Here is a 24,758-nt window from a genome sequence, read left to right on the forward strand (position 1 = left end):
AGCCACAATTAACTTAACCGTTCAAAGGTTGTTATAGGGGCAATCTTTACTTCAATAACTGTATTGAGAAAGTACCCAGCGAGGAAACAGAATAACGGGATAAACCAAGGAGATAAGTAGTCAATGATTCCAGTAGGTTTCATGCTGCTAACGCCTCAAATAACATCCGCTCTGATTCCTCTAGTAACCCTAAATAGATCGCTGCGGTATGTTCATCAGGTGGGTCTTTCTGCATTTCTTCTAAAGCGCTTAAAGTTACCCCGTTATCCACATAACCCGACATTTTCGCGATTAACTTGTCACGGTATGGGGTAGATGATTCACTCGGTTTTTCCTTAACCCAGTTACCCAGTTTTTCATCAAAAATTAAATAACCAGAATTATCAGGTTTACAGGGTTTAGTAGGGGTAAAGGTAAACGGGAGAATAGGAAAGGATTGACTCGCTGTAATACTGTTAGAAACGGGTTTGTTTTCAATCTCAACCCATTTACCGTCAATTAAGGTATGGGTAGGTTCAAAGGGTAACTCTTCAGTAGTAGGCTGATTCACGGTTTCAGCGATATCTTTAGATAAATCGGATTCTGTCTGACCAATGGGGTTGTCGGTAGGCTTCCCCAGTTTGGCGGCTTGCAGTTTGTTAGCCTTAGCTATCGCCTCAGTTATTGAATGACTACTCCAATCGCCGCCTTCTTCCTCAAACTGAATATAGAAGTTATTCGCAAAGGAAAAGATTTTAAATCCAGTTCCGTAAAACTTGTCTACCCGATAGGCTTCTGTTTGGTAAATGCCCTTAGTATCTAGGCTCTTTTCAGCAATAGCTTTTTCCGTCGCTGCAATGGCCGTTTCCCATGTCGCTTTTTTAGCGAGTGAACCGTGTTGACGTACTTCGTCGGTCGTTAGACCTAACTCAGTGGCTTTAGCCTTGAGTTCTGCAAGTGTCATAATTTAATAGCTCCTAAGTGGTTAGGGGTGAGTACCCACTGGTGAGAGTTTGGCGACTGATACCAGTGGGTTTTACTTTGCTTTTGAGTATAGCACAGTATTTATAAAGTGTTAACACTGTGTTACTATGAAATTGTAGGATATTAATATAGAGTTGTAAAGTATGACTTTTACTCAATCCGTCAAGGCTGTGCCAACAAACCTTTCTAAAACAATGGTCTATATGCCTGATGAACTAAAAGAGGCGTTGGTTAAACGGGCGAAAAGGGAAAACAGGTCATTGTCTAACCTGATAGTTACCCTGCTACAGGAAGTAGTAAAGAATGCAGAATCCGAAACAAAAAACTAACCCACTCACCCAAAACACTAAAACCCACTGACTAACAATCGGTGGGTTATTTTTATGGGGGGTTGTGTAAGGGGTTGTGTAGACGTGTAACCCTTGTAGCAAGGGAGTTTTAGTGTTTTTGTGTCAAACCTCAACTAAGGGGTTGTGTAAGGGGTTGTGTAAGCCTCTAATCCTTATATATCAATACTTCCACCATTCGTTACACAGCTTACACAGCCTTTTTGCTAAAAAAATAAATTTTTCATTACCTATACCTCTGTCAATGTCCACTTAGGACTACCAGATAGATACCCTTACCCGTTTTTCAAAAATTTTAGGGAAAAATGATGTGTAGGTTGTGTAAGCTATCCTGAAACCCTTATACAGTAATATTTTGAACCCTACACAACCCCCTACACATCCTCAAAAGTTAATCTGACCTGTAAATGCCTGAAATGATTACCAGGTAAGCTTTACGGCGTTTACACAACCCCTCCCAGTATTTTACACAACCCCCGTGACAAAAAAACCCACTGATTTAACGTCAGTGGGTGAGTGAATGGGTTTAATTTTGGGGGTCAGCCTTTGGCTAGTATCTCCAGTGCCTTTTTGATTCCCGTTTTAATCGCGCCCCCTTTGTTGGCGGGTAGGGTTAACGATTGAGTCAACATTTTTATGGCGGTGTCCAATTCAACAGTAGAGCGATCATTCTCCCCTTTGTCCAATTTATGAGCATAGGCTAGGACATCATCTGCTATCGGTTCAGGTAGACGGTAAACTTTCACAGGTTTATTAACCCACTTTGATTGAGTTAGTCCTTCAGTGTTGGGATTATAGTTAGGCATATAATTATTCCCTGTTTAGTGTTAACTATTCTATCAATGTAACACTGATTCAATAAAATAAGTTATTCAGTTTGTTTTTCTGTTTTGTGATTTCTATTTTTACTGAGTAAATTTTACTCAGTAAATTTTTTTATTACCTATCCTTTAACATCTCAAACTTATCTGTAACCAGTCCAGCCTTACCCTTACTGTGTACCCATACCAGATACTCAATCGTTTCTGACATACCATTGCCGTACTGACTCAGATACTCTCGTGTAGACTTGCTTAAGCTTAATGTAGTCCTTACCTTCTCCTCATCCCCTACATAGCGCTTAACCCTACCCTTCTCTAAGTTCTCAAGCTTACGGTTCACTTGCGGTTCACTCATATTTTTTTACCGTTCGTCTAAAAGTTTTGCTTACTTCCCTAAGTACATACAACTGGAAGTAAATCTGAAAGTTATCGTGCGATTCGTTTAACCTAAAATAAGCCAAAAAGCTTATGGGACGGTTAGCCTAGCTACCTAGGTAGTTAGAGATAACTAATTACATTTATGGGTGAAATTCTGTGAATTAAGTCCCATCCCTCAAGTGCTGAGGTGAAAGCATAACCCCTAGTCTGCTTAAGTAGCAACTAACAGACTAAAGCGGGGTTAAAAGGTAGAACTACTGGTAGCCAAATCTGGTAACTATCGAGCAAGAAGTCCATGTGTAGCGAAAGCAAAGATGCGTTTGAACCATCGTTAACAGAAATGGTGTAATGGGCTAAATTCAAGATAAAACTTGATAAACACCAAGCCAAAAGGCAAGGATTAGGGCATAAGCGGTTGATAATCCGACTTATAAGCACCGCCCAATAAACCCGGTGGATAGCATCACGCTAAAGACTTCAAACAAATGTGTAATCGGAACGAAGTAACCCCTAATTATCTCTGGTAAAAGGTCGATAACCAGTAAGTAGCTAACGAATGGTAATTAGGGGAGGGATGGTATCAAAAGCGAATGCCCTTGGTAATGCAAGGGATATGCTGACAGATACTCGGTAATTCCAAAGAAATAGAACAAGTAGCAATGAATAAATCTAAAACGCTGAACAAAAATCAGACGGTGGAGTGGAAAGACATCAACTGGCGCAAGCTAGAACGGGTGACTTTCAAGTTGCAAAAGCGCATATTTCGAGCGAGTGAACGAGGCGATGTTAAAGCAGTTCGCAAACTTCAGAAGACCCTGATTAGGTCTTGGTCAGCAAAATGTATCGCTGTACGTCGGGTAACACAGGACAATCAAGGCAAAAATACCGCAGGAGTGGACGGAGTTAAATCTCTGACCCCAAAACAACGGATGAGCCTTGTAGGACGATTAAAGTTAACAGGTAAGGTTAAACCTACTCGTAGAGTAATGATACCCAAACCGGGAACAACTGAAACTCGTCCATTGGGAATACCCACAATAGACGACCGTGCATTACAAGCGTTAGTCAAACTAGCATTAGAACCCGAATGGGAGGCTAAATTTGAACCTAACAGTTACGGTTTCAGACCAGGACGTTCCTGCCACGATGCAATCGAAGCAATATTCAATAGCATCCATCAAAAAGCCAAATATGTGCTTGATGCTGATATCTCAAAATGCTTTGATCGTATAGACCATCAAGTGTTAATCTCCAAAATACATACATACCCCACTTTAAGCCGTCAAATTCAAGTGTGGCTCAAAGCAGGGTACTGCGTCGGAAAACAACTTTTTCCTGCCCATGAGGGAACACCACAAGGGGGGGTGATTTCACCTCTACTTGCAAATATTGCCTTACATGGTATGGAAGAAAGAGTCAAGCAATATGCAGAAACTCTAAAAGGACATAAACAAAATAACCGTAATGCCCTTAGTTTAATCCGTTACGCTGATGACTTTGTGATAATCCATGAGGATGTAAACGTTGTCAGAAAGTGTCAAGAGATAATCGCTGAATGGTTGAGTGATATGGGATTGGAATTAAAACCCAGTAAAACAAAAATAACCCACACCCTCAATGAAATTGACGGAAAAGTTGGGTTTAATTTTTTAGGATTCCATATACAACAACACGAAGTAGGTAACTACAGAAGTGCCAATAATTCCAAAGGAATTCCACTAGGTTTTAAAACAATAATCACACCCTCAAAAACCAAAATCAAAACTCATCTTATCAAGATAGCTGAAGTAATAGATACTTATACGACCGCCCCACAAGCTACTTTAATTAGTAAGCTAAACCCAATAATTAAAGGGTGGTCAAACTATTACTCAACAGTTGCTAGTAAAAAAACTTTCTCACAAGTTGATCATCTAACTTATGATAAGTTGAGAACATGGGCAAGAACAAGGGGAAAAGGGGACATCAATAAAGATAAATACTGGAGAACAGTAGGCAACAAAAATTGGTGTTTCAGTACAGAAGACGGATTAGAATTAATCACTCACGCTAGTACGCCAATCGTAAGGCATACAAAGGTTAAAAGCGAAGCTAGTCCGTATGATGGCAACTGGACTTATTGGAGTAAACGAAGAGGCAAATATCCTGAAACTCCTAACAGGGTTTCTAAATTAATCAAGAAACAAAAGGGTATTTGTCCTGACTGTGGTCTGTATTTCACAAGTACAGACATTGTAGAGGTTGATCATATTAAACCAACATCATTAGGTGGAAAAGACACTTATGATAATCTGCAACTTCTACACAAACATTGTCACGACATAAAAACGGCCCACGACGGTTCTTTAATCAAGAATCATGACAATAACCCGTTTTGAATCGTACCTATAACAAAGGTGGAATTATCAAGGAGCCGTGTGAGGTGAAAGTCTCACGCACGGTTCTGAAGGAGAGGTAGAAGTGGTAACGCTTCTATCGACTCTAACAGGCAAGGTAAGGGTGAAGGTGATATGGCTTATAAATATCGTCTATTTACGGATTATAAGCAAAAGTTAAGCGATCGCTCTAACAGCTATAAGTATTATCTATATAACTATAAAGTGTTGTCACTCATCCAACCCGTTACACTAACAGTATGTTGAGTGATGATTGAGTGATTCAGTGGTAAAAATGTTACGTTCTTAAGGTGAACGTCGTACAGTGAGAGTATTACAGCTTAAGCGGACGAGGGGACTCGAACCCCTGACGTTCACCTTGGGAAGGTGACATTCTACCACTGAATTACGCCCGCAGCTTTTTTTCAGACTATATTTGATTATAACTCAATTTTCCGTATTTTCAATACCCCTCATGGAGAAAAAGCCAAAAGCGGTAGAATGGTTTTCCCTCAGTGAGCATCGACTCTCAGTGTTAGATAACTTTTAGTTATATAGTTTTTTTTTAATGTTAAACGATAATTTTATTGATTTATATCTATAATAGAAAAGAGAGAAACGTTGCAAAGCTTTTATTTCATAACCCTAATGACTCAAGGAGGGATAGACTCTTGATGCAGGCAACCTTACATCAACTGAAAGTATTTGAGGCCGTGGCGCGTCATAGTAGCTTTACGAAGGCTGCCGAAGAAATGATGATTACACAGCCAACGGTTTCAACTCAAGTTAAACAACTCACTCAAACCATTGGTTTACCATTATTTGAACAAATTGGCAAGCAACTGTATCTGACTGAAGCCGGAGAAGCATTGCTATCTACTTGTCAAGATATTTTTGAACGGTTGGATAATTTAGAAATGCAAGTGGCTTCATTAAAAGGAACAAAACAAGGTCGCTTGCGGTTAGGAGTCGTCTCAACGGCTAAATATTTCGTCCCCAGAGTGTTAGGGCATTTTTGTCAACAATATCCAGGGATTGATATTGCTTTACAGGTGACTAATCATGCTACCTTAATTCAACGAATGCAAGACAATCAAGATGATTTGTATATCCTGAGTCAACCTCCTGAAGATTTAGCATTATCCAGTCAACCGTTTTTAGATAATCCCTTAGTTGTTGTATCCCGACAAGATCATCCTTTAGCGGGAGAAAAGAATATTCCGATTAAATCTTTAGCGGGAGAACCCTTTATTATGCGAGAACAAGGTTCAGGAACACGACAATCGGTTCAAAAGCTATTTGAACGGTATAAAGTTGGGGTAAAAGTTCGTTTAGAATTAGGGAGTAATGAAGCCATTAAACAAGCGATAGCAGGAGGTTTAGGGCTTTCAGTTCTGTCTCAACATACTCTGATTGCAGAACAGTTAATGGGGGAACTGACTATTTTAGATGTACAACATTTTCCGATTCATCTGCGGTGGTATGTGACTCATTTAGAAGGAAAACAACTGTCTATTATTGCAGAAACTTTTTTAAAATTTTTATTAGAAAATAGTAATCATGTTCCCTTATTAGGAACCCTGGCTTTACAGAATGGAACGTTGCTCGGAAATCATCATGGAGATTTAGTTAAAATGGGATGAAATCAGTTAGAGTTCGGAAAGAAAATGACATTTTAATTCATCTAAAGATCCCCTGTATCGGCGAGGTTTTCTCGCCCTTAAATGCTTTAAATTTTCCTAAGATTAAAACCCCGGTTTCTTGAAGAAACTGGGGTTTTAGGGTGTAGTCAAAAATTATTTATTCATCATCATGGGCAAACCGACGATAGAGGAAATCTAGGGCATAATTTCTGAGGTTATAATATTCAGGATCTTCCATAATTTGAGTGCGATCGCGAGGACGTTCAAAGGGAATTTCTAAGATTTCGCCAATGGTTGCCGAGGGGCCGTTTGTCATCATCACTAAGCGATCAGCCAGGAATAATGCCTCATCAATATCATGGGTAATCATCAATACTGTACAGCGATGATCATTCCATATTTTTAACAATTCTTCCTGCAATTCTTCTTTGGTAATAGCATCCAACGCCCCAAAGGGTTCATCTAAAATTAACACTTCAGGACGAATGGCTAAGGCCCGTGCGATCGCAGCCCGTTGTTTCATCCCTCCCGAAATTTGAGGGGGTTTTTTCTCGGCCGCTTCTGATAATCCCACCATAGCTAAATGATCACGAACAATGGCATTTTTTTCAACTTGTGACTTATTGGGATGAACCGCATTAACCGCCAAATAAACATTTTCAAAGACCGTCCGCCAAGGTAATAAGGCATAGTTTTGAAACACCACCATGCGGTCTGGCCCTGGTTTTAAAATCGGTTTTGAGCGTAATGTCACCTGACCATCGGAAGGAGTATTAAAACCAGAAACCATATTTAATAAAGTAGACTTTCCGCAACCAGAATGTCCGATCACGCAAATAAACTCTCCTTCACTAATGGTGAGATTAACATCTTTTAAAACCGTGTAAGGCCCTTTAGAAGTCGGATAAACCTTAGAAACGTGATCAAACACTAAATAAGGCTGATTTTTGACTTTTGATGTTTTAGTAAATTTTTTACCAAAGGTAGAACCCACATTTTTAACAGTAGTCATGGTTAATTTTTCCTTATTTTTAAATGGTATTTGTAGAGACGTGCCACGGCGCGTCTCTATTGGTTGAATTAAGCAACTTTAATCCGGGGATAATCTAAGACAATTTCTGTCACCGTAAAATCCCGTTTAATCTTCAAATTATTGAGATAACCAATGGGATCTTCAGTATCAAATTTTGTGCCATCAAATAATTGAATAGCGCTGCGACTATAACTAATTTCAGAAAGTCCTAATTCACGGGCGGCGGTACTAAAAGCCCCCACTGCACATAAACGTTCTAAAATTTCCACCCAGTTGCGGGGGAAGGGAGTATGCCCCCAACGAGCCATTTGAACCATGTGCCACAGTTGTTCAGTGCGGCTGGGACGGTTGACGCCTTCGCCAAAAAATTGATGATGGGCATATTGACGCATGGGTTGATCCAGATTGCAAGCCACATCATTGGGGTCAGCCAACTGAATATATTCGGCGCGAGTACCGAGATAAGTCCGTTGGGCTAAAATTTCCCGAATTTCATCGGCATTTTCCGGGTTAGCACAATAGGCAGACGCCTCTAACAGCGATTTCACTAAAGCAATATGGGTATTGGGATAGGCTGCTGCCCAGTCTTCCCGCACCCCTAAGACTTTTCCAGGGTGTCCCGGCCAAATTTCTAAGTCCGTCGCCACCGTAAACCCGACATCTTCCATCATCGCCCGCAGGTTCCAAGGTTCGCCGACGCAGAACCCATCAATAGTGCCACCTTGTAAGTCCACCACCATTTGGGCAGGGGGAATGGTCAACAGTTCCACATCATGGTCAGGGTCTATCCCTCCCGAAGCCAACCAATAGCGGAGTAACAGGTTGTGCATGGAACTAGGATGGACAACCCCCATGCGATGTTGCTGTCCAGGGGATTTTAATAGCATTTTTTTGAAGTCTGCCAAGGTGTAAATGCCTTGGTCATAGAAGCGACGGGCGAGGGTAATGGCGTTGCCGTTGCGGGTCATGGTGAGGGATGTAATCACTGTTACGGGCTTGGTGTCATCATCCCCCCCTAACGTCATCCACAGAGGCATCCCAGAGGGCATCTGAGCCGCGTCTAAATAGCCTCCGGCAATGCCATCACTAATGCCGCGCCAACTGCTTTCCCGCACCAGATGAACTTCATCTAAACCGTGTTTTTCAAAAAATCCTAATTCTTTAGCAACGGCGAGGGGGGCGCAGGCGGTGAGGGGAACAAAACCCAGTTCTAAATTAATTTTTTCTAAGCCATGACGGGCAATGACTTTATTCTTTTTAGCCCGCATTTTTTTGATCAGTTTTTGTTGATTGAGAAAATAAATCATTTCACTTCGCAACCGATAGTAACTGGGGTGTTCTACGACTTGCATCCGTTGACGGGGACGAGGAATATCGACATCTAAAATTTGTCCGATTTTTGATTCTGGGCCGTTAGTTAACATCACAATTCGGTCGGATAATAAAACCGCTTCATCGACATCGTGTGTCACCATTAAGGCACTGATTTGATTATCTTGGCAAATCTTCATTAATTGTTCTTGAAGATTACCCCGGGTTAAGGCGTCTAAGGCTCCAAAGGGTTCATCTAATAAGAGTAATTTCGGGCGTAAAGCTAGAGCACGAGCGATCGCAACCCGTTGTTTCATTCCCCCAGATAATTGAGCCGGATATTTATCAACAGCATGACGTAAGCCGACTAAATCAATATGGCTTTCGATGATACTTGTCCGTTCTGCTAACGGTAATCCCTTCATTACGGAATCTACTGCTAAAGCAATATTTTCTCGCACGGTTCGCCAGGGTAATAAGGAATAGTTTTGAAACACCACCATCCGATCTGGCCCTGGTTTGGTGATTTTTTGACCTTCAATGGTAACAATTCCTTCTGAGGGTAAATCTAACCCGGCTACCATATTTAATAAGGTGGATTTTCCGCAACCTGAGTGTCCAATTAAGGAAACAAATTCACCTTTTTTAATTTGTAAATCAATGCCTTTGAGGGCTATATATTGACCGCCTCCGGCTAAAGGAAAGACTTTATCAATTTGTTCAACTTCGATTAAAGGTTTTGCCATGATGTTAACTCCTAAGTAATTATTTTGGAATGGTGCGTGCGCTGGGCTGACGCACCCTACGGCTGTTATTTACTTTCTTTCACCGGGAACAATTAATTGTTGAATGTAACCAATGCCTCGGTCTAAAATTAAACCTACTGCACCGATATAAACGACGGCTAAGAGAATGTCACTGATGTAGTTTTGTTGGTAAGCATCCCAGATAAAGAAACCAATTCCGACGATACCAGACATCACGATTTCGGCTGCAATAATGGCTAACCAAGCTAAACCGATGGCAATTCTTAATCCGGTAAAAATGTAAGGTAAAGCAGAGGGAAACAGAATATTTAAGTAATATTCTTTGCGAGATAATTGCAACACACGAGCAACGTTATTGTAATCATCAGGAATTTGTTTAACACCTTCTTTGGTATTAATTAAAATTGGCCAAACAGAAGTAATAAAAATCACGAAAATAGCGGCGGGTTGGTTTTGTTGAAAGGCAACTAAGGCAATAGGAACCCAGGCTAAAGGTGCAACCATTCGTAAAAACTGGAATAACGGATCTAATGCTTTATCTAATATGGGGTTTGTTCCGACTAAAATACCTACGCTAATCCCAACAATGGCAGCAATTGAATAGCCTTGAGCTACCCGTCCTAAACTGGCTAAGGTTTGCCAAAATAAGCCTTTATCTAATCCTCCTCGGTCATAAAAAGGATACATTAATAAAATGCGAGTTTGTTCATTTGTAACCACACTCAACGGCCCAGGCAAACGGGTAATTCCTGATAGAGATAAAAGTTGCCAAACTATCAAAAAACCCAGGGTTCCTATTAAAGGAAGAATAATATTTTGTGCATTCTTTTTCCAAAATTCACCGAGGTTATCAGCAAAGCTATTTCCATTTGCTCTTCTTTTGGCTACGCTTGTCATTTTGTTACAACTCCTTGAAAGTTTTTCAGTCTACAATAAGAATGGGGAAGGTTTACTTTTCAAGAATTAAGAATCATCTATAATTCCTATAGATTTATTCTTAATTCTGAAGTTTTCACTATACTTTTTTGATAGTTAAACTTTGAAGATAAGCTTCAGGATTTGCTGGATCAAAGGTAATTCCATCAAAGAATTTTTCAACCCCTCTTGAAGTTGAAGTGGGAATATCAGCTGTAAATCCAGCTTCTTGAGCCGCTTCCCGCCAAATATCTTCGCGGTTTACCTTATCAACAATAGCTTTAGCTTGGGCAATATCTTGAATTTGACCTTGATGGAAACCCCAACGAATGCTTTCAGTTAAAAACCATAAATCATGGCTTTTATAGGGATAGGAAACATTACCAATGGGATCTTTCCAATATAACGGGCCTTTATTAAAGTCTTGAATGGCGGGTTTTCCATCTCCCATCTGATAGTTTCCTTGGAATGGAGGGGTAATTACATCTTTGGGAATATTAAAATAATTCCGCCCAGAAACAATCGTCACTAATTCGGCTCGATTTTCTGGTTTATCACACCATTGTTGGGCTTCCATTATCCCTTTTAATAGAGCTTTTGTTGCTTTGGGATGTTTATCAACCCAGTCAGCACGAATGGCTAAATATTCTTCAGGATGAAACGGCCAAACTTCGGTGGTTAAACAGGACATAAACCCGATATTATCGCTAACAATTCGATAAGGCCAGGGGTCTCCTGTACTAAAGGCATCCATTGTTCCATTTCGCATTCCCTGAACCGTTTCTGCGGGAGGAACTGCGATCAAATCAATATCAACATCGGGGTCTATTCCACCCGCCGCCAACCAATAACGAATCCAAAAATCTTGGTTAGCATTGGGGAAAGTATAAGCAGCTTTAAATTTGCGTCCACTGGTACTTGGAAAACTGCGAATATATTCGGCTGCTCCTTTAATATCTAAGCCTATTCCTTTCCCTAAATGGGTATTAGAAATAGCAACACCATTACCATTTGTTACTAATTGAGCTAAGACATACATGGGAACCTTTTTGCCCCCGGTAATAATGCCTTCTGTCATTAAATGGGGCATCGGCATTTGCCATTGTCCGCCATCAATTCCACCCCCACTTGACCCAATGGTAACGTTATCCCGTGCTGAAGCCCAGTTTGCTTGTTTGGAAATTTCAACATCACTCATTCCATACTTAGCAAAAAAGCCTTTTTCCTTAGCAATAATTAATGGAGCAGCTTCGACAATAGGAATAAAACCCAGTTTAATTTTGGTAACTTCTGGAGCTTGTTCCGGGCTAATATTTGCCACAGGAACTGCTGTTGTTGCGGGTGAACTTCCCGTATTAGCAGTGGGTTCGGGTGGGTTGCCTAAACATCCTTTTAAAAAGATGGTACTAGCGGCAGAAACTCCGGCTGTAATTAAAAATTTTCTGCGAGAATAATTGTTTGAAAATTGAGACATAGACCCTCCTAACAACCTGCTTTTAAAACAATAGGTTGCTACTTACAAAATAGGTTTTGTAGTAGTTAAATCATTGAACACAAGGGATCTAGCTTGTCCTGAAAGGCAATCAGCTAGATTAAACATCACCTTACCGTTAAGGTGACTTTGGCTAGAGCCGAATTAATTAAGAAGTCGTGTTAAGACTGTTCTTATCTATAAAGATAACAGCTTTTTCCCAATATGTCACTACCTTTTAGTGTTAAATTTTTATTTTTTCTTAAATATAGTGATCAAGTTTAGCTTATCATTCATCACTTTCTTTGACTAAAATTTATGGCTTTAATAATTTTTGCTTATTAAATATGGCAATTTGAGGCGAAATCGGCGACTAAAACAATAATTTTGTTGTTTAAGTTAACTCAAAACCACTGGATCACAAACATTGATAAGAAACAATACTCAATAAACTTGACATAGAAAACAGTCTATGAAGATAAGACGGGAAGATAGAGCAGGGGGAGTCGGGGAAGCAGGGGAAGCAGGGGGAGCAGAGGGAGTAGAAGAAGTCGGGGAAGTCGGGGAAGTCGGGGAAGTGGAGGGACGTTAGCTCTACCCTCGCTCAATGATTTTGAACCGCAAACTCACTGATAACTGATAACTGATAACTGATAACTGATTATCAAAGCAGACCCAACTTTTGTAACGCGACTTCTGCGGCTCTTTTCTCCGCATCCTGTTTTCGGCGTCCTTTTCCATAACCATATACTTTGTCCCTAACCCGAACTTCAGTCTGAAATTCCTTAGCGTGATCTGGCCCAGATTCTCCGACGACATAATATTTTGGGTTTTCACCGTATTCCGCTAAGGCCCATTGTTGAAAACGGTTTTTACAATCAATTAAGGTTTGGGGTGTTGTTTCTGCTTGGGGAAAGACAATTTCATTCGCAACCGCCGAAAATAAAGGATGAATAAAATCTCGAACTGCATCAATATTTGTATCTAAATAATAAGCACCAATATAAGCTTCAAAGGCATCACTCAGTAACGCTGGGTTAGTGCGTCCCCCATCTCGAATGGCTCCTTTTCCTAACCGTAATAATTCCCCTAAATTAAATTGAATCGCAAATTTAGCAAGTTGTTTTTCATCGACTAACGCTGACCGTAAGCGCGTCATATTCGCTTCACTCATTTTGGTCATGTCTTCGGGATAACGTTTTTTAAATAGCAATTCTCCCACTAAAAATCCTAAAACAGCATCCCCTAAAAATTCTAATCGTTCATTGTCTTCTCCAGCATTAGGGTGTTCATTAATATAGGAACGATGGGTGAGAGCTTGTAGTCGTAATTGTTCGTTTTTGATTTCGGGTAATTTTGTCATCATTATATAGGAATCCGTATAAGATTTGTGATTCAATATTGTAGGGGTTTGGTTTCCAAACCCAACAGAAAAAACGGTTGGGATTAACATCGCCCCTACAATAAAATATTACAACCTTGGCGCGGATTTCTATATCGGATGATTGAGATCGCTATTTTTCTACATTCATACTACAGTTAACTCTCCATTGCAATTTTTTTGAATAATTCCCTCCTGAATTACTGCATCTACAAATTTACTGAAATTATAAACAATCTTTCCATCAGGTTTGCAATATGAGATTTTTTTATACCCTGAAAGTTGCGGATGCTCTTTGATTAAATTACCCATTAAAGCAAGAGTCGTTTTTTTCCCTCTCGCTTTAACTGTCTGGATCGATTCAATTAAGCATTTTTTAGCTTCTTCGTAAGAAATTATAGCAGGAGAATCTAGTTGTTCTGGAGTTGCCTTATCGAGTTCAACAGAGGCGATTACTTCATTAATATTATAGGCTTCATCAACAGTTCCTTTCAAGGCTTGACTAACATTATCACCATGAATCAATATGACTTTTATTCCTAACTGTTGCAACTCCTCAACTAAGGGTAAAAAGTCTTTATCCCCTGTAATTAAAATTACAATTCTAATGCTCCTGTCTGTCATTATATCATGTTTGCAATCTTGAATCATTTCATCATCAACTGCATTTTTTTTTAAGTGAGGAACATGAATTATTTTAAAACTAGACTCAGCGATAACCTCTGCAAATAGTTGATTTTCTTTCTTCCAGTTAGAATAACCTTTCTTTTTCAAGATACGGCCTTTTAGATTTAACCATGTATTCAAAAGTTTAAATTCTTCAGGAGAATTCCGAACATTTTGAAAATCCGCATAAATTGCCACACCAACTGCCAAAATTTCCAAGGAAGTTTTCATACCTGGCTCCTAATATTTTAATGAATTAGATGCCTAGCATTAATAAAGCTTTAAATTCTAACCCTTCAGACACTTGGTGTGAATTAAAGTATACTCCCCATTTCCAAGTCCAAAATAGAACTCGAAAACTGATACTGTCAGCACCAGAGCTAATGTATTGAATCCAAACTCTAAGTTGAGAGTGGTTTTGGCTAAAGTCTCAAGTATCGGAATCAGAGTAAGAGGCAACATACAGAAGACAAGGGATAGGAGTAAAACACTTAACCATTAAGGATCGCACCTATCATTAATGTTCTAACTGCATTGTTAACTGCTATATTCTTTAATTCCGATAAATGAGGCAGAAGTCAATTTCCGACTCAAACCTATTGCTAGGTGACTCTACTATAATCAAGCCGTCTGAGAATGTCAAGTCTTTTGTGCCAAAGCTTAAACTCCAACAGAGTCACGACTTCTCCGTTGGAGTCTAAAAACTTGTTACACAGGTAGAGTGGGCAAAAACTAGGCTTAATCTTAAGAAAAACCCAGTTTTTGAGCACTATTTCAAACAGAAGCTTTTTTTAAACACCCAAGTTTGATCTCAATTGAGATTAAACTTTATGGAACCAGATTATGAGTTTTCTTCATTATCTTGATTATTTTGTTCATTATCATTATCTTTTTTATGGCTATTTTTACCTCCTTTACGACCAATAGCAGCCATGTGTTCGCGATCTTGGCTGACTGCTTTACCACCTTTGCGACCCGCTTCTCTGGCCTCTTCAGGAGTAAATTCATGAGCGCGGCCTGACTCATGGGCTGCTTTACCGCCTTTGCTGGCTATCTCCCGTTGTTTTTCTTCATCCATGGAAGCAAATCCACGTTTTTCTGTCGCCATGATTTTCTCCTTATCTTTTCTTGATTGGCTAAACACTACTGTATCTCTCTGATTAAGGTTTACCTTCTACCAGAAGACAGAGTTAACTTCTTCCACTAATAAACTGAAAGATAGAATAATTTAACCGTCAACTTATTCCTTAGTCAACGTCCAATAATCCCTAGAAATTGGCTCTGATCACAAAATTTATCAAATTTGTGATAAATCCTCCATTTCCCTCACTAAAACAGCCAATTCTTACACTCCGTCAAGGTTAGCCCAAAATACTGATAAAAGGATTGAGATTAATCCGAGAGTTTCTACTATTAATTATAGCATTACTCAATTAATTTGTGTATAAGGTTGCCCCGATTGAATCACTAGGCAATTGATCCCAGACTTTATCGCTGTGAAACCTCCTTAACAATATCACTCTTTTATCTAGGGTATTTTTATATTTTAAAGTATATCAATAAATCGAGATTTTAAGTTAAATATTGCCGAAACTCAGTCGGAAATTAATAAATAATTGTATAAAATAAATCTTTCATTTTTTCCTTTCCGACTTGAGCAAATAATTCATCAATAGAACTCGCATCTGCAATTAAATTCCCTTTTTCTAATGCCACCCATCTCCCCCGATAATGTTGGCGATGTTGAATCACCCAATTAAGATTTAAGGGTGTATCTGGATTGGGAGCAAGTTGATGAAAAGGCAAATTTCGAGAAGCTAAAATTCGAGCATAGCGTTGAATTTTTGCATGATTAGGGTAATCTTGACTCGCTTGGGCACAGAGGGTTTTTGCTTGATTAAAATTCCCTTGACTTAATGCCCAATCAATAGCTCGAATGACTTCTTCGGGTGTATCAGAATTCATACTGTTGACTGTTGATTGTTGACGCTTGACCCTTGGTTGTTGACCAACAACCAAAATCCTCTTTATCCCCTTGTCCCCTCATCCTCAATCTTGCTTTCTGACCTCTGTATCCAATCTTGCCACAAATCAGGACGACGCTCACGAGTGCGCTGAAGTTGCTGTTGTTTTCGCCATTGCTCAATTTTCTGATGATTTCCTGATAATAAAACATCAGGAACTCGCATTCCTCGAAACTCCGCAGGTCGAGTATAGTGAGGGTAATCCAGTAACCCATCTTCAAAGCTTTCTGCTTTGAGAGACTCCTGTTTTCCAACCGTTCCCGGTAATAATCGTACAACTCCATTAATCAGTGCCATTGCTGGAATTTCGCCTCCAGTCAGGACAAAATCTCCTAAAGAAACTTCACGGGTCACTAAGGACAAAATGCGTTCATCGATACCTTCATAATGCCCACAAATTAAAACAATCTGATCAAAATTTAAAGCTAAATTGCGGAATAACCCTTGGTGCATTTTTTCCCCTTGGGGCGTTAAGAAAATCACTTCTCGACGGGGAAGTTGGGATAAGGATTCAACAGCTGCATAAATTGGTTCAGGTTTCAAGACCATTCCCACACCACCCCCATAGGACTCATCATCCACCCGGCGATGCTTATCCGATGCAAAATCACGGGGATTAACTAAATGGACATCAGCAATTTGCTTTGCTAAAGCTTTACCCAAAAGACCTGAATTCAGGGGAGAGGCAAAAAAGTCGGGAAATAGAGTAATAATGTCAAAACGCACAGTATTTAAGATTTACGAGTGGATCATCTGACCCTAAAAAAATTTTAAGCAAAAACTTGCACAGGAGATGTCATGCTATATGATAGTCCATAAACTTAAATATTTCTTAATTCGTATCAAAATATACTAAAATGGATCAGCTTTTTTTGATTGGACAAAGCGACCTAAATCGGTTTTCTCGAAATTTCCCTATCCAATCAGGGGGAGTTTAGGCAAAGCCGAGCAACTCGGTTATCCCGGTTAAAAACCCGTTTCTCTGCTCCTGTTGGAGGAGAACACTCACCCCAGAAACAACTGGGGTTGAGGATGAGATCCGGTTGTTTCTGTCTCTACAGGGAGGTCAGAAACAGTCCTATGGGATATCAGGGGAAACCCTAGCCGAGGGTCGCTGGCCTAAGTTACAGATTAATTCAAAAAGATCTGTACTCATTGTAGCCAAATCGAACAACTGTTGGTAACAAGCCGTAGGTGGTGACAAATGCCCCTAATCTTGAACTTATTCTCATGACTAGGAGATACACTATGCAGCAGTTGACATCTCAAGCCCTTGAACAAATGATTCCCCAACAAACTAAAACCTCTATTCTCATTATTGGTGGAGCAGAAGACAAAGTTCATGGACGTGAGATTCTGCAAACTTTTTTTCATCGGGCTGGTGCTTCCAATGCCAACCTAGCCATCATTCCTTCTGCCTCCCGCGAACCCGCCATTCAAGGAGAAAGATATCAAAAAATCTTTGAGGAAATGGGGGCAAAATCCATTGAAATTTTTGATATTCGGGAACGTCATCATTGTGAAGATCCCAAATGGCACGCTTACTTGGAAGCCTGTACTGGGGTATTCATGACAGGCGGTGATCAACTCCGGCTTTATAGTTTATTAGCCGATACCCTGCTGATGGAGAAAATTCGCATTGCCGCCCGACAAGGCCAAATGGCTTTAGCCGGAACCAGTGCGGGGGCTGCCGTTATGGGTCATCACATGATTGCTGGGGGAGGAAGTGGCGAATCTCCTAACCGTTCTCTGGTGGACATGGCAACCGGCTTAGATATTTTACCTGAATTGCTGGTTGATCAACACTTCCACAACCGCAATCGCATGGCACGACTGATCAGTGCGATCGCAGCCCATCCCGATAAAATTGGCATTGGCATTGATGAAGATACCTGTGCCTTATTTGAAGCGGAAGGTTTATTGCGGGTGGTGGGGAAAGGAACTGTTACGATTGTGGATACCCACGAAATGTCCTACACCAATCTGGTGAATGCGGGAGCGACTGATCCCCTGAGTGTATTCAATCTTCGGGTACATATTTTGTCCTATGGCGATCAGTATAACTTCCATTCCCGGCGTCCGAGTTCTACCCCTAGTGTGTAAACCGTGGACATCGGAATCTGGCTGTGGGAGGTTGCCCAGGTTTTTCCCGGTGATTACGATAAGGGAATCCTAACTGAAGCCATTGAGGATTGAAGGTGAGGGAATAGCCTAGGGGAGTCAGGACAGAAAATTTCTGCCCTTGAACAATTCCTAGGAGCCGGGTTGAAGGTGTTGCTAAACCCTTTGATTGGGGCATCTCTACGGCTCATCAAGCTCCCTGCTTTATTTGATTTTGAGGGTTCAGCTTTCAAAAATTGTAAATCCCCACTGGCCAAACCTCCCAGCATTCAAGGGTTTTAAAAAAACTGTTCACTGCAAACAGTTTCCAAATCACCTTAGCTTGAAATTGAATAAAGCGGACTATTACCCTGGAACATTCCTGCATCACGGACTCACACGGATATGAAAATTCTTAAAATACAAACCTTAAGAGGCCCTAACTACTGGAGCATCCGACGTCATCAACTGATTGTCATGCGCCTAGATTTAGAAGAATTAACTGAACGTTATAGTTGCGATATTCCAGGCTTCTATGAAGGCTTAACGTCTGTTCTCCCGAGTTTGGTTGAACATCACTGTTCACCTGGAGTCCGAGGGGGGTTTCTCAGTCGCGTAGAACGGGGGACGTTAATGGGGCATATTATTGAACACGTTGCCCTGGAACTCCAACAGTTAGCGGGAATGACCGCCGGATTTGGTCGCACCCGTGAAACCTCCAGTCCAGGGATTTTTCAAGTCGCCTTTGAGTATGATAACGAACACGCCGGACGTTATGCAGGAAGAGCCGCTGTCCGCCTATGCCAAAGTATTGTGGATACGGGAACCTATCCGGCCGAAGAACTCACCCAGGATATTGAAGATCTCAAGGAATTAAAAGCCCAAGCCTCCCTTGGCCCTAGTACAGAAGCCATTGTTAAAGAAGCGGAAGCGCGTGATATTCCCTGGCAGCAACTGAATGCTCGATTTATGATTCAGTTTGGCTATGGATGTTATCAAAAACGAATTCAAGCCACTCTGAGTAATCAAACCGGAGTATTAGCAGTGGAGTTGGCCTGTGATAAAGAAGGCACGAAACAAATTCTACGGGATGCGGGGGTTCCGGTTCCTAGGGGAACAGTAATTCGCTATTTTGATGAACTGCAAGATGCCATTGATGAAGTCGGGGGCTATCCCATTGCCATTAAGCCCCTCGATGGCAACCATGGCCGGGGGATTACCCTTGATATTACCAAATGGGAAACGGCTGCTGCTGCTTACGATGAAGCCAGTAATGCCTCTAAAACCCACAGTGTGATTTTGGAACGCTTCTATACGGGTCGAGATCATCGGGTGTTAGTCGTGAATGGCAAAATGGTCGCCGTAGCAGAACGAGTTCCAGCCCATGTGATCGGCGATGGTCAATTAACGATTGAACAGTTAATCGAGAAAACTAACAAAGATCCCCGTCGAGGCGATGGCCATGATAACGTCCTCACCCGGATTGTTGTGGATAAAACCGTGCTGTCCATGGTCACGGAGAAAGGCTATACCCTGGAAACGGTATTACCGGCTGGGGAAGTTTGTTTTCTGCGGGCTACCGCTAACTTGAGTACGGGCGGGAGTGCCATTGACCGTACCGATGAAGTTCACCCGGAAAATGCTTGGTTATTTGCTCGCATTGCCAAAATTATCGGTCTGGATATTGCCGGAATTGATGTGGTGACACCGGATATTTCCAAACCGTTGCGGGAAGTGGACGGGGTGATTGTGGAAGTTAACGCCGCACCGGGATTTCGGATGCACGTCGCCCCCAGTGAAGGTTTACCTCGGAATGTGGCCGGGGCGGTGATGGATATGTTATTTCCCCCCGGTCAACCCAGCCGTGTCCCGATTTTAGCCGTAACGGGAACCAATGGGAAAACCACCACTACCCGTTTACTCGCCCACATTATGAAGCAAACGGGGTTAGCCGTCGGTTATACCACCACCGATGGCATTTATATTGGGGATCATTTAGCCGAACCCGGAGACAATACTGGCCCCCAAAGTGCCCAACTGATTCTGCGTGATCCAACGGTAGAAGTGGCTGTCCTCGAATGTGCACGGGGGGGAATTCTCCGGGCGGGTTTAGGGTTCGATACCTGCGATGTTGGGGTGGTGTTGAATGTGTCGGCGGATCATTTGGGATTGGGGGATATTGATACCATCGAACAAATGGCAAAAGTCAAAAGCGTGGTGGCTGAGGTGGTGATGCCGAAAGGCTATGCGGTGCTGAACGCTGATGATCCGTTAGTGGTACAAATGGCTGAACGGGTCAAAGCCCAAGTTGCTTATTTCACCATGAATCCTGAGAATGAAATTGTCCTCAGACACACGGAATCAGGGGGATTAGCTGCGGTTTATGAAAATGGCTATTTGTCGATTTTAAAAGGGGATTGGACGCTGAGAATTGAGCAGGCGGTGAATGTTCCGATCACGATGAAGGGTCGGGCTCCGTTTATGATTGCCAATGCCTTAGCCGCTTGTTTAGCCGCTTTTGCTCAAGGGGTAAAAATAGAGCATATTCGGGCGGGTTTGTCAACCTTTGTTGCTTCCACATCCCAAACCCCAGGACGAATGAATTTATTTAATATGGGTAGCTATCACGCCTTGATTGATTATGCCCATAATCCTGCCAGTTATGAAGCATTAGGGGCTTTTGTGAAAAATTGGCCAGGGCATCGGATTGGGGTCATTGGTGGCCCTGGCGATCGCCGAGATGAGGATTTTGTGGCTTTGGGTCAACTCTCGGCGGATATTTTTGATGAGATTATTGTGAAGGAGGATGATGATACTCGTGGCCGAGAACGGGGTTCGGCGGCGGAATTAATTAGTAAGGGTCTTCAGCAGGTCTTAGGACGAGTTCCAGAACCTCGGATTCGCTATGAAATGATTTTGAATGAAACCGAAGCGATTAATACGGCATTAGACCGGGCTGGGGCGGGTTCGTTAGTGGTGATTTTACCCGAAAGTGTAAATCGCGCTATTCAATTAATTGAGTCCCGGAATCCGATTAAGGAATCAAACAACAATTCCCATTCGCCGAGCTTGAATTCCTCAACAGCCAGTTTAAAACCTTCTCAAGTTTAATTAGATTATCCCTAAAACCCCCGTAGAGACGAGCCATGGCTCGTCTCTACAGTAACGATTTGAGGGGTTAAAATTAATTTTCTTCTAATGCCTTTAACAACATTTCTCCCATTTCCTGACACCCGACTAATTTCATGCCCTCAGACATAATATCCCCGGTACGATATCCCTGATCTAATACTTTTAAAACAGCATTTTCCAACAGATTCGCCGCAACGGGTTGATCTAAACCATAGCGTAACATCATGGCAGCACTGAGGACTTGGGCGAGGGGGTTGGCTTTATCCTGACCCGCAATATCCGGTGCTGAACCATGGACGGGTTCAAAGACCCCAGGGCCAGACTCCCCTAAACTGGCTGAAGGTAACATTCCGATACTTCCCGTTAACATTGCCGCCGCATCGGAGAGAATATCGCCAAATAAGTTCCCCGTGACAATCGTATCAAACTGTTTGGGGGCGCGAACTAACTGCATGGCAGCGTTGTCAACATATAAATGAGATAATTCGACATCGGGGTATTCTGAGGCGAGGAGGGTAATGCGATCACGCCATAACTGAGAGACATCTAAGACATTCGCCTTATCTACAGAACAAAGTCTACCTCGACGCTTCTGGGCGGTTTCAAACCCCACACGACCAATCCGATCAATCTCGGATTCCGTATAGGCCATTGTATTAACGCCGCGTTTCTCCCCGGTTTCCGTCTGAAAAATTCCCTTGGGTTGTCCAAAATAAATTCCCCCGGTCAGTTCACGGACAACCATAATATCCACCCCTTCTACCACTTCTTTTTTTAAAGAAGAGGCATCAATTAAATGGGGTAAAATTGTCGCGGGGCGCAAATTCGCAAATAATTTTAATCCAGCGCGTAACCCCAATAACCCGGTTTCAGGTCGTTGATGACGGGGTAAATTGTCCCACTTGTAGCCGCCAATGGCCGCCAATAGTACCGCATCACTCTTGAGACACTGTTCTAAGGTTTCTGCTGGAAGGGGTTCCCCAGTGGCATCTATCGCCGCTCCCCCCATCAACGCTTGATGAAAATCGAAAGTAATGCTGAGTTGTTTTCCAACGACTTTTAACGCATCGACAGCCACCGCTATAATTTCAGGGCCGATGCCATCGCCTGGAAGAAGAGTAATGCGGTAGTTTTGACTCATATAGCTCGATAGTAACAAAAAAGATTAGTTAGACGATGTTGAGCATTGTCAGCGATCGCCCAACCTTTAAATATAGCATTCTTAGGTCAAAAAGTCCGAAATTGGGTTTAAACTAAGATTATAGGAAATCAATCCCTTTGGGGGCAAAGATTTGAGCTTTTAGCCCATTAGGGAATTAAAACAGATGAAAGAGGACACGGGCATGGAATATCACAAAATTTTAGTGGCAATTGATCGCACTCCCCAAGCAGAGTATGTCTTTCACCAAGGCTTACAACTGGCTAAACTGTATCAAAGTCAGTTAAAAGTCTTTCATTCTATTACTGTATCACCGATGATTTTAGGTTCCCCTGGAGATTTATATGGTCAACGGTTAAACCAGGTGGCACAAATTCAACATGAATTAATTGAACAGGAAATTAATGAAGTGGCAGGATGGTTATCAACCTTTGTCAATTATGCTGCACAGCAAGGAATTTCCATTGAAACCGAATATCAAATCGGAGAACCGGGATATTGGATACGAGAAATTACGAAAAAATGGGAGGCTGATTTAATCGTAATTGGTAGGCGTAACCGTTCAGAATTAGCCGAATTATTTTTAGGAAGTGTCAGTAATTATACGGTGCATCACATTAAATGTTCTGTATTAGTTGTACAGCAACCCGATGATTAGGCAGACGGGTTGTGGGGTGGGTTGAAAAGGATAGTAAAAACAGCAATAATAGAGCAGCAGTCAACCGTTGATTGTAAAAAGCTGGGATTGTTTTATTTTTGGGATAAAAACAGTTTATAGGCTGGGTTTTTATTCTCATCCCAATAGCGATAACCTAAACCGTCTAAAAATGCTTGCCATTCTGCCATTTCTTCAGGGGGAACCTGCATTCCTACCACAATTCTTCCATAGTCTGCGCCATTATTGCGATAGTGAAATAAACTAATATTCCAGTTTGGACTCATGGAACAAACAAACTTCATTAACGCCCCTGGACGTTCAGGAAATTCAAACCGATAGAGTAATTCATGATGGGCTAAACCCGACCGTCCTCCGACCATGTGTCGCAGATGTAATTTAGTTAATTCATCATCGGTTAAATCAATTGTTTTAAATCCATTTTCCTCAAAATTCTTGATCATTTCTGCTGCATCAGCCCGATTTTTAATCTGCATTCCGACAAAAATATGGGCTTCTTTTTCATCGGCAATTCGATAGTTAAATTCGGTTAAATTGCGTTTACCAATACATTCACAAAACTTGCGTAAACTGCCAGGTTCTTCAGGAATTGTCACGGCAAAAATAGCCTCTCGACGTTCTCCAAATTCCGCACGTTCGGCTACAAATCGTAAGCGATCAAAATTCATATTCGCCCCGCAAGCAACAGCAATTAAGGTTTCTCCTTGAATTTGTTCTCGTTCAACATAAGCCTTTGCTCCCGCAATTGCTAAGGCTCCAGCAGGTTCTAAAATTGAACGAGTATCTTCAAAAACATCTTTAATTGCCGCACAAGTATCATCTGTATCTACTAATATAATTTCATCCACATATTCTTGACATAAACGGAAGGTTTCTTCCCCCACTTCTCGCACGGCTACCCCATCCGCAAATAACCCGACTTGTGATAACTTAATTCGATGTCCGGCTTTGAGAGATTGTGACATAGCATCGGCATCAACGGGTTCAACTCCGATGATTTTAATTTCAGGACGTAATCGTTTAATATAAGCGGCAATTCCTGAGATTAATCCCCCGCCACCAATGGCAACAAAAATAGCATGAATGGGTTGTTGATATTGGCGTAAAATTTCCATGCCAATTGTACCTTGTCCGGCAATCACATGGGGGTCATCAAAAGGGTGAATAAAGGTTAATCCTTTTTCAGCTTCTAATTGACGGGCATAAGCACAAGCTTCATCAAAGGTATCGCCATATAAAACGACTTCCCCCCCTCTTGCTTTGACGGCATTTACTTTAACTTGAGGGGTGGTTACAGGCATCACAATAATTGCTTTTGTTCCTAATTGAGACGCACCGAGGGCAACACCTTGGGCATGATTTCCGGCTGATGCGGCAATCACTCCCTGCTTTAATAAATCGGGAGGAAGATGAGCCATTTTGTTATAAGCTCCCCGCAATTTGAAGGAAAAGACAGACTGCATATCTTCTCGCTTTAAGAGTAATTTATTATTCAGACGGGCGGAGAGGTTAGGAGCGTATTCTAGGGGTGTTTCTTGGGCAACATCGTAAACACGGGCGGTGAGAATTTGTACTAAGTAGTCGCAAAGCATGGAG

The 24,758-nt window shown here is 41.6% G+C and carries 18 protein-coding genes, 1 tRNA gene and 1 pseudogene; 6 read left to right on the plus strand and 14 right to left on the minus strand.

Annotated features, from left to right (window positions below; translation table 11 throughout):
* Positions 1–139: 139 nt before the first annotated feature.
* Positions 140–943, minus strand: a complete 804-nt coding sequence (locus PL9214_RS09895) for a hypothetical protein (RefSeq protein ID WP_072718559.1) — start codon at positions 941–943, stop codon at positions 140–142.
* 163 nt (positions 944–1,106) lie between these two features.
* On the opposite strand from PL9214_RS09895, the gene PL9214_RS09900 reads away from it, so the two are divergent.
* Positions 1,107–1,292: a ribbon-helix-helix domain-containing protein gene (locus PL9214_RS09900; protein WP_072718560.1), complete on the plus strand. Its 186-nt coding sequence runs from the start codon at positions 1,107–1,109 to the stop codon at positions 1,290–1,292.
* Between the two features lie 557 nt (positions 1,293–1,849).
* Here PL9214_RS09900 and PL9214_RS09905 read toward each other — a convergent pair.
* Positions 1,850–2,116, minus strand: a complete 267-nt coding sequence (locus PL9214_RS09905) for a hypothetical protein (protein WP_072718561.1) — start codon at positions 2,114–2,116, stop codon at positions 1,850–1,852.
* Positions 2,117–3,168: 1,052 nt separating this feature from the next.
* On the opposite strand from PL9214_RS09905, the pseudogene ltrA reads away from it, so the two are divergent.
* Positions 3,169–4,967, plus strand: a pseudogene (gene ltrA / locus PL9214_RS09915) (group II intron reverse transcriptase/maturase).
* Positions 4,968–5,228: 261 nt separating this feature from the next.
* Here ltrA and PL9214_RS09920 read toward each other — a convergent pair.
* A tRNA-Gly gene (locus PL9214_RS09920) sits at positions 5,229–5,300 on the minus strand.
* 255 nt (positions 5,301–5,555) lie between these two features.
* On the opposite strand from PL9214_RS09920, the gene PL9214_RS09925 reads away from it, so the two are divergent.
* Positions 5,556–6,527, plus strand: a complete 972-nt coding sequence (locus PL9214_RS09925; RefSeq protein ID WP_072718563.1) for a LysR family transcriptional regulator — start codon at positions 5,556–5,558, stop codon at positions 6,525–6,527.
* 157 nt (positions 6,528–6,684) lie between these two features.
* Here the strand turns inward: PL9214_RS09925 and PL9214_RS09930 are convergent, their stop codons facing one another.
* The 9 genes from PL9214_RS09930 to trmD all read right to left on the minus strand — a co-directional run bounded on the left by PL9214_RS09930 (position 6,685) and on the right by trmD (position 16,821).
* A complete protein-coding gene (locus PL9214_RS09930) occupies positions 6,685–7,539 on the minus strand; it encodes a nitrate ABC transporter ATP-binding protein (RefSeq protein WP_072718564.1) in 855 nt (284 codons plus the stop codon).
* A gap of 68 nt (positions 7,540–7,607) precedes the next feature.
* Positions 7,608–9,617, minus strand: coding sequence for an ABC transporter ATP-binding/substrate-binding protein (locus PL9214_RS09935; RefSeq protein WP_072718565.1), 2,010 nt, complete (start codon positions 9,615–9,617; stop codon positions 7,608–7,610).
* A 69-nt stretch (positions 9,618–9,686) separates the two neighbouring features.
* Complete coding sequence (gene ntrB, locus PL9214_RS09940) at positions 9,687–10,535, minus strand: nitrate ABC transporter permease (RefSeq protein ID WP_072718566.1); 849 nt, start codon at positions 10,533–10,535, stop codon at positions 9,687–9,689.
* A 118-nt stretch (positions 10,536–10,653) separates the two neighbouring features.
* Complete coding sequence (locus tag PL9214_RS09945; RefSeq protein ID WP_072718567.1) at positions 10,654–12,027, minus strand: CmpA/NrtA family ABC transporter substrate-binding protein; 1,374 nt, start codon at positions 12,025–12,027, stop codon at positions 10,654–10,656.
* Positions 12,028–12,688: 661 nt separating this feature from the next.
* Positions 12,689–13,390 carry a ribonuclease III gene (gene rnc, locus PL9214_RS09950; protein ID WP_367400268.1) on the minus strand — a complete coding sequence of 234 codons (702 nt, stop codon included), beginning with the start codon at positions 13,388–13,390 and terminating at the stop codon, positions 12,689–12,691.
* Positions 13,391–13,552: 162 nt separating this feature from the next.
* Positions 13,553–14,302: an NYN domain-containing protein gene (locus PL9214_RS09955; RefSeq protein ID WP_072718568.1), complete on the minus strand. Its 750-nt coding sequence runs from the start codon at positions 14,300–14,302 to the stop codon at positions 13,553–13,555.
* A 610-nt stretch (positions 14,303–14,912) separates the two neighbouring features.
* The gene (locus PL9214_RS09960; RefSeq protein ID WP_072718569.1) at positions 14,913–15,179 is read right to left on the minus strand and encodes a KGG domain-containing protein; all 267 of its coding nucleotides are present in this window, start codon (positions 15,177–15,179) and stop codon (positions 14,913–14,915) included.
* A gap of 497 nt (positions 15,180–15,676) precedes the next feature.
* The gene (locus PL9214_RS09965; protein ID WP_072718747.1) at positions 15,677–16,036 is read right to left on the minus strand and encodes a hypothetical protein; all 360 of its coding nucleotides are present in this window, start codon (positions 16,034–16,036) and stop codon (positions 15,677–15,679) included.
* A 62-nt stretch (positions 16,037–16,098) separates the two neighbouring features.
* Positions 16,099–16,821 (minus strand): tRNA (guanosine(37)-N1)-methyltransferase TrmD, encoded by a 723-nt coding sequence (gene trmD, locus PL9214_RS09970; protein WP_072718570.1) that lies wholly within the window; start codon positions 16,819–16,821, stop codon positions 16,099–16,101.
* Positions 16,822–17,343: 522 nt separating this feature from the next.
* Between trmD and PL9214_RS09975 the strand changes: the two genes are divergently transcribed.
* Both PL9214_RS09975 and cphA read left to right on the plus strand, forming a co-directional pair.
* The gene (locus PL9214_RS09975; protein ID WP_072718571.1) at positions 17,344–18,198 is read left to right on the plus strand and encodes a cyanophycinase; all 855 of its coding nucleotides are present in this window, start codon (positions 17,344–17,346) and stop codon (positions 18,196–18,198) included.
* A 402-nt stretch (positions 18,199–18,600) separates the two neighbouring features.
* Positions 18,601–21,306, plus strand: a complete 2,706-nt coding sequence (gene cphA, locus PL9214_RS09985; RefSeq protein WP_072718573.1) for a cyanophycin synthetase — start codon at positions 18,601–18,603, stop codon at positions 21,304–21,306.
* 73 nt (positions 21,307–21,379) lie between these two features.
* Here cphA and leuB read toward each other — a convergent pair whose 3' ends face one another.
* Complete coding sequence (leuB, locus tag PL9214_RS09990) at positions 21,380–22,468, minus strand: 3-isopropylmalate dehydrogenase (RefSeq protein ID WP_072718574.1); 1,089 nt, start codon at positions 22,466–22,468, stop codon at positions 21,380–21,382.
* A gap of 184 nt (positions 22,469–22,652) precedes the next feature.
* Between leuB and PL9214_RS09995 the strand changes: the two genes are divergently transcribed.
* Positions 22,653–23,144 carry a universal stress protein gene (locus PL9214_RS09995; protein ID WP_245824207.1) on the plus strand — a complete coding sequence of 164 codons (492 nt, stop codon included), beginning with the start codon at positions 22,653–22,655 and terminating at the stop codon, positions 23,142–23,144.
* A gap of 92 nt (positions 23,145–23,236) precedes the next feature.
* Here PL9214_RS09995 and ilvA read toward each other — a convergent pair whose 3' ends face one another.
* Positions 23,237–24,754, minus strand: coding sequence for a threonine ammonia-lyase, biosynthetic (ilvA, locus tag PL9214_RS10000; protein WP_072718576.1), 1,518 nt, complete (start codon positions 24,752–24,754; stop codon positions 23,237–23,239).
* Positions 24,755–24,758: the final 4 nt, after the last annotated feature.

The sequence above is a fragment of the Planktothrix tepida PCC 9214 genome, assembly GCF_900009145.1.
In the GTDB taxonomy this organism is placed as follows: Bacteria; Cyanobacteriota; Cyanobacteriia; order Cyanobacteriales; family Microcoleaceae; genus Planktothrix; species Planktothrix tepida.